Source organism: Flavobacterium sp. ZT3R18, from assembly GCF_007097385.1.
Taxonomy (GTDB): Bacteria; Bacteroidota; Bacteroidia; order Flavobacteriales; family Flavobacteriaceae; genus Flavobacterium.
This window is the reverse complement of sequence record NZ_VJZS01000037.1, coordinates 4111-11029: the sequence shown is the minus strand read 5'-3', so window position 1 is coordinate 11029 and position 6919 is coordinate 4111. Positions and strand designations below refer to the sequence as shown.

The following is a 6919-nucleotide window of genomic DNA, read 5'->3' as shown; positions in this document are numbered from 1 at the left end:
ACCTATATATAAGGTATAACTTTTTCTAAAATCAACATTGTTATGAAAACCGATGCCACAGCCCTGATAGAAGCGGTTATATTGAATTCCTTTTTTCTGAATCGTATTTCTCGCAGGGAATAAATTGGTTGTCAAAATCCAAGTTGTAGCTGTGTCCTTTTTCAATTGGTCAGTCAAAAGCAAAAAGGAGAGGTTCAATTCGTTGAGCCTCTACTTTTTACTGAATTCATTGACTATTTCGGCTTTGCTCAGATAGATTTCTTTGCCGCAACAAAATTCCTTTTGCAACCGTAAAATACTATCAGGTAAAGACACTTTCATTCACCGCCACATTGAAAAGTTCAGATTTCAGAACGCAGAGCGATTTCCTAAGTGAGAAGAGATGGCTTTATGAGGTATTAGCTGACCAAATTCGTTGGAAACAAAATTTAATCCTCCAAAAGAATTGACATCTTCGAAAGATATTGTAATTTTCATCCTACTAGAGATTTTACCAAATCTAGCGAAATTTCAGGAAAGAAAAAAGCCCCTGAAGTATTGTTTTTACTGGCTATTTCTCTTTCCTTATTCTTTTCTCTCCGGATATGAGGGAATTATAGAATTTAGCGAATTTTACATTCATCAAAAATCTTAAATCTTTAAATTTTCCCATAAAACATTGCTTTCACAATACCATCTGAAAGCCCTATTTTTGGCACATAAATTTGTCTGGCTCCACTCCACTTCATCGCATTTAGATAAATTCTCGTAGCAGGTACAATTACATCAGCACGATCAGGATTTAAACCCAATTGTGAGATTCTTTGTTCGTACGTTAGCGAATTTAAATAGGCATATTGTGAGTTAACATAAATATAGGACAATGGTTTTTCTTGAACTTTACCAGACATCTTAAACAATTTATTGATATTCCCACCTGATCCGATCAAGGTAATTTCTTCATAATCTTCGGTATTTATTTTAATCCATTTTTCAATTTCATCCCAAACTACATCACAAACCATATCGTTCAACAATCGAACTGTTCCTGCTTTGAAAGATCTTGAATTAACCATTTTCCCATTAGAGAATAAGGTAAACTCGGTACTACCACCACCCACATCTACAAAAAGATAAGTCTCGTCTCTTTTTAATAAATGATGCAAATCTGTGGAGGCAATTATGGCAGCTTCTTTTTTACCATCTATAATTTCAATTTTTATGTCCGCTTTCTTTTTGATTAATTCAACTACTTCTTTTGCATTATAAGCTTCTCGCATTGCAGATGTTGCGAATGCCATATAACGTTCTACTTTATGTACTTTCATCAACAAATTAAAAGCTTTCATAGCGTCGCACATGCGTTCTATGTTTTCTGGTGATATTTCCCCAACGGTAAACGCATCTTGTCCTAAACGAATAGGAACCCTAACCAAGGAGCTTTTATTAAATTGAGGTTCTTTACCATCTTCCTCTACAATATTGGTAATTAATAAACGCATGGCATTCGATCCAATATCTATAGCGGCATATTTTCTTATTTTAATCATTTTCTATGGATACGATTAATAGTTTATTGTATAATTGGGTTATTCTATTTGGCATTTAAAATTTGTAACTCTCCGATAGATCACAAGATACTAAGTTGCTGATATTAAAGCAGAAAACTAATAAAAAAAAATCATTCAAACTTTGAATCTCAGCATCTAAATTACTCCTGTATTGTTCACTCTTCAAATACAGCGACTTTATTTTGATAATATTTATAGGTTTCTAATTGCGCTCTAAATATTGGATTATTGCCTCGAATTCTGTATTTATTATCTAATTTATACGAATGATATCTTGCTTTTACATTTCCTTTCCAACCTAAATCAAAATTTTCTATCAATTCATTTTTTATCAATTGATCATAAATAGGACAGGTAACTTCGACTCTAGCATCTATGTTTCTGGTCATAAAATCGGCCGAAGATATATAAACGTCAGGCAATCCAGCATTTCCAAAAATATAAATTCTGGAATGTTCCAGATAATTATCTACAATACTGATTGCTTCTATGTTATCGCTCAATCCCTTTATTCCCGGAATTAAGGAACAAATCCCCCTAACCTCCAACTGAATTTTAACCCCCGCTTTACTAGCTTCGTATAGTTTGTCAATCATTAACAAATCAGACAAACTATTCATTTTCAACTTCATATAGGTTTTCCTCCCAGCAATAGCATGTGTAATTTCTCTGTCAATCATTTTAACAAAGCGATGCCTTGTATATTGAGGCGAAACAATAAGGTGTTTGTAGCGTTGGACTTTATAATTGATGTCAAAAAATTCAAATATTTTTGAGACGTCTTTTAAAATTTGTGAATGACAGGTAAATAAAGTTACATCGGTATATATTTTTGCAGTGGATTCATTAAAATTTCCAGTTGAAATAAAACCATATCTTTTTATTTTTTCTTTTTCAAGTCTTTCTATAACACAAACTTTACTATGAACCTTTAGCCCTTTTATTCCAAAAATAAGATCAATCCCTTCGGTTTGCATTTGCTCAGAATAGGAAATATTCGAAGCCTCATCAAAACGCGCTTGTAACTCAATTTGAACCGTAACTTTCTTTCCATTTTTGGCGGCATTTATTAGAGAACTGATAATTTGCGAATTTTTGGCTAATCGATACAATGTGATTTTTATGGAGGTTACTTTTGGATCTAAAGCTGCTTCACGCAAAAACTTAATTAGATAGGAGAAAGATTGATAAGGTGCATTTAATAAATAATCCCTTTTACTAATTTTCTCCAAAATACTTCCTTCCAAACTGAGTCCCGGAATTGGCAATGGATCATTTTTCTTGTATAGTAAATCATACCTGCCTAAGTTAGGAAAATCCATGTAATCCCTACGATTATGATACCTTCCTCCGGGTATGATACTATCTGTGGCATCGATATTCATTTTCTCTAAGAAAAATTGAAGAGTATCTTTATCTATTTCTTGGTCATAAATAAAACGTACTGGCTCCCCGATTCTTCTATCTTTTACACTCGAAGCTATTTTCTCTAACATACTTTTACTCAAATCACTATCAATATCTAACTGGGCATCTCTTGTGATTTTTATCATGTGTGCCGAAACACTTTCGTAATCAAAAATATTAAAAATACTACTCAAATTGTGTCGGATAACATCATCAATTAATATGACATATTGCTTTTCTTTATTACTTGGCAAAACCACAAAACGATTGATCATTTTTGGAATTTCAATAATAGCATATCGCACTTCCAAATCTTTTTTCATCACTAATTTTACGGCTAAGTAACCCGATGAATCTTTTAATATTGGAAATTCAGCCAAGTCATTTAATATGATGGTAACCAATTCTGGACTTAATGTTTGAATAAAGAAGTCTTTTAAAAAAATCTCTTGTTCCTTATTAATATCCTTTTCATTGATGATGAAAATATTTTCGGTCACTAATTTGGCTTCAATATTGCTCAATATTCTTAAGCTTTCGGACTGTTGTTGAATTACAATTTCTGTAATATCTTTTATCAATTGTTGGGCAGAAACACCACCGAAATATTTCTCACCTGAGATTCCGCTTAAACTCAATCTTCTAATTGCTGCAAAACGAACTCTAAAAAACTCATCTAAATTATTGGAAAAAATTCCTAGAAAACGCATCCGATCCAATAATGGAACTGTATCGTCCCCGGCTTCTTGAAGTACTCTTGCATTAAAGGCTAACCAACTTTTTTCTCTATCTATATATTTTTGTTCAAACACTTCTTATTATTTTAAATCTCTGGGGAATAGTATTTTTTTTGTTTGGCCTTTCTCGATTGCGTCCCAATTATCTGAATCGAATTCTATATGAACAAATCCGGCCGTTGGTACATTCTCAATGTAAACATCTCCAAATTTATTAACAAAATTTGTAATAGCCTCGTTATGCCCGAAAATAATGATATTCTCGTAATCATTATTACATGTTTTAATAACTTTTTCTAATTTTCTTTCGTCAAAAGTATAAAGCTCTTCCTTATATAATATACTTTCTAGGGGAAATGTTATGTTTTGTGCAAAAATCATGGCGGTTTCTAGAGCCCTTTCTGCTGTACTACTCCAAACACTATAAGTTTTAGGTAGAAATTTATTTATATGTGAAGAGACCAAATGCGCACTTTTCATGCCTTGGGCTGTTAACGGTCGGTCTTTATCATGTAATGGAGCTTCCCAACTTGACTTTGCATGCCGTATTAATATTAAATTTTTCATAAAATACAACTATTAAATTTATAAAGACTGACAACTATATAGAATGCTAGTGTTAAAAAATAAGATTAAAAATTATAATGATTTTAAATATGCTACTCCTCTAATGTAATAAATGATTTAGAAGTAAAACATATTCTTTAAGGGAGTAACAATTTACAAAAAATAAATTAGAATTATCTATTTTGGATTTTCATTTTAGGATATTTTAAGAATCATTACTTATAAAATCTTCAATTTTGATTACCATCCCCATTTAGTGATGCTTATCATGAATTTGTTTGGAATCCAAAAAGATATAAAGCTTTAGGAGAAAGAATTAAAAAAGACCTTAGAAATAAACTTTCTTTGATGAATTTAAGAATTTTTCATATTGTTTACATCATGTTTTTAACTTTTCAACGAGTATTTAGGCTATTTAAAGATGATTAGAATATTTTTTTAAGATTCTGCTTAATTTTAAACTATAAACAAATTCTAATTTCTAGAATCCATTTTGATTTCATTCCCAGATCAAAATCAAAATGTAAAAATCATACCTACATAAAAGGAATAATTTTGTAAAATATTCTGTACTATACAATTAATTAGAAATGAAATAATTTTGATATACCCCCAAAATCAAAATTAAAGGTTGCAAATAAGTTATGATCTTAATTCGGTTTATTCTAAAACGAATTTTAAACGATTGAATTAAAAAAATAAAAATTCAAAGTAAGCAATTAAAGAAAATCAATTAGCACCAATTGTAAATTTAAATTTAATTGAACAGGGACAAAACTACTTTTTTTCAGACTTCGTATATGCATGTCGGCGACGCATAACCTCCATTTGCTAGCCATAGTTTAAGTGTATAAAACCTAGAGAATAACACCAATTCTATAATTTGTCTATAGCTATTGTTCCAATGCGAGCAACCACTAGAAATACGTATTGTTTTTTATAAAGCTTTATACTTTATAAAATTAGTCATTCAACAATCACACATAATTATATGTGAATTTTATTAGATACTCATAATACTTTCTAACGATTTAAAACAAATCAAAATGGAATCAATATTACCTAAACAAAAAATGAAACAAGCCTTTATATTGGTCTTGTTACTTTTATTAATCTCTTTTACAAAGGGGTATGCTCAAGATACTTATGACGGAGATTATTGTCCTGCTTCTGGAGCAGTTGGTGATGAATATGCTACTGGAACTGTTTTTAGCCTACAATTATCGGCTAGTCCATCTTCAACATGCCAAATTGGAACGATCCACGCCAAAGTAGATACTCAAAATCAAGTATTAAGGTTAGGAATGAATATCGGTAATGGTGGTTCCGCTCTTTTTCGGCTATATTTAGACACCGATAACAACCCTGCAACGGGGTTAATATCGGATACATTTGGAGGTAGCTTAACTGTAGATGGTGCTGAATATATTTTAGAAATTAATGCTAACGGCACTGGTTTTACTTTATATACTGGAAGTGGAAACACTAAAACTATAGTTCCCATTAGCAATGGACTTGCTGCTTTAAATGGAAGTGCTATTGGTTGTAATGCTGGAGATGGTCAATTTTTAGAATTCAATATTCCTTTTGGAAGTATTGGCATAAATATCTGTGATCCCAATAACCCTGGTTTAATCAATATTGCTAAATTAGCATCCGTTAGTGGTAACTCAGCTTCTTCAAGTAGATGTGTTGACACCCCTCTTACATTTGGAGTTCCCTTAAAAGGTGCTGTAGAATCTAGCTCAACTGTTTGTTCAGGAACAAGTAGTACATTAACAGTAACTGGTATTAATGGTAGTTTTACTATTACTAAATGGCAATCATCTGTTAGTCCATTTTCAACATGGATAGATATACCTGATACTGCTGGTTTAACAACTTATACCGCAACTAATTTAACTCAAACCACAAAATTTAGAGCAATATTTTCAAGTTCTGGCTTATGCTATGGAAATGATATTACCACGAGTGAAGCAACAATAACGGTAAATCCTGCGCCAAGTGCCCCAACTTCTGGAGGTAACCAAACCGCTTGTGAGGCTTCACCTATTCAAACCCTAACAGCTACCGCAACAGGCGGAACTATTACTTGGTATAATGCCGCAACGGGTGGAAATCTAGTGGCCAGCCCTACTTTAAATACTGTGGGAACGGTTACTTACTATGCTCAAGCTTCTAATGGAACTTGTTCTAGTTTGACCAGAACTGCTGTTACTTTAACGATAAATCCTGCGCCAAATGCTCCAACTTCTGGAGGTAACCAAACCGTTTGTCAAGCATCACCTATTCAAACCCTAACAGCTACCGCAACGGGCGGAACTATTTCTTGGTATGATGCCACAACGGGTGGAAATCTAGTGGCCAGCCCTACTTTAAATACTGTGGGAACGGTTACTTACTATACTCAAGCTTCTAATGGAACCTGCTCCAGTTTGACCAGAACCGCTGTTACTTTAACAATAAATCCTGCGCCAAGTGCTCCAACTTCTGGAGGTAACCAAACCGTTTGCCAAGCATCACCTATTCAAACCCTGACAGCTACCGCAACAGGCGGAACTATTACTTGGTATAATGCCGCAACGGGTGGAAATCTAGTGGCCAGCCCTATTTTAAATACTGTGGGAACGGTTACTTACTATGCTCAAGCTTCTAATC

The 6919-nt window shown here is 32.9% G+C and carries 5 protein-coding genes (1 of these 5 cut by a window edge); 1 reads left to right on the top strand and 4 read right to left on the bottom strand.

Going from position 1 to position 6919, the window contains the following annotated elements; genetic code table 11:
• The 4 genes from FNW52_RS21005 to FNW52_RS20175 form a co-directional block, all read right to left on the bottom strand.
• Window positions 1-183 (bottom strand): hypothetical protein (locus FNW52_RS21005; protein WP_221933422.1); only part of this gene is annotated, 183 nt, incomplete at its 3' end.
• Window positions 184-638: 455 nt separating this feature from the next.
• Entirely contained in the window at window positions 639-1529 is an 891-nt protein-coding gene (locus FNW52_RS20185; RefSeq protein ID WP_143379273.1) for a Ppx/GppA phosphatase family protein, read from the bottom strand.
• A 176-nt stretch (window positions 1530-1705) separates the two neighbouring features.
• The gene (gene ppk1 / locus FNW52_RS20180; protein WP_143379272.1) at window positions 1706-3769 is read right to left on the bottom strand and encodes a polyphosphate kinase 1; all 2064 of its coding nucleotides are present in this window, start codon (window positions 3767-3769) and stop codon (window positions 1706-1708) included.
• A 6-nt stretch (window positions 3770-3775) separates the two neighbouring features.
• The gene (locus FNW52_RS20175; RefSeq protein WP_143379271.1) at window positions 3776-4261 is read right to left on the bottom strand and encodes a histidine phosphatase family protein; all 486 of its coding nucleotides are present in this window, start codon (window positions 4259-4261) and stop codon (window positions 3776-3778) included.
• A 1046-nt stretch (window positions 4262-5307) separates the two neighbouring features.
• Between FNW52_RS20175 and FNW52_RS20170 the strand changes: the two genes are divergently transcribed.
• A protein-coding gene (locus FNW52_RS20170; RefSeq protein WP_143379270.1) for a gliding motility-associated C-terminal domain-containing protein crosses the window boundary here: on the top strand, window positions 5308-6919 show its 5' end (the start). 4034 nt of this gene lie beyond the right edge of the window; 1612 of the gene's 5646 nt are visible here — the first part of the coding sequence; it begins with the start codon at window positions 5308-5310; the stop codon falls past the right edge of the window.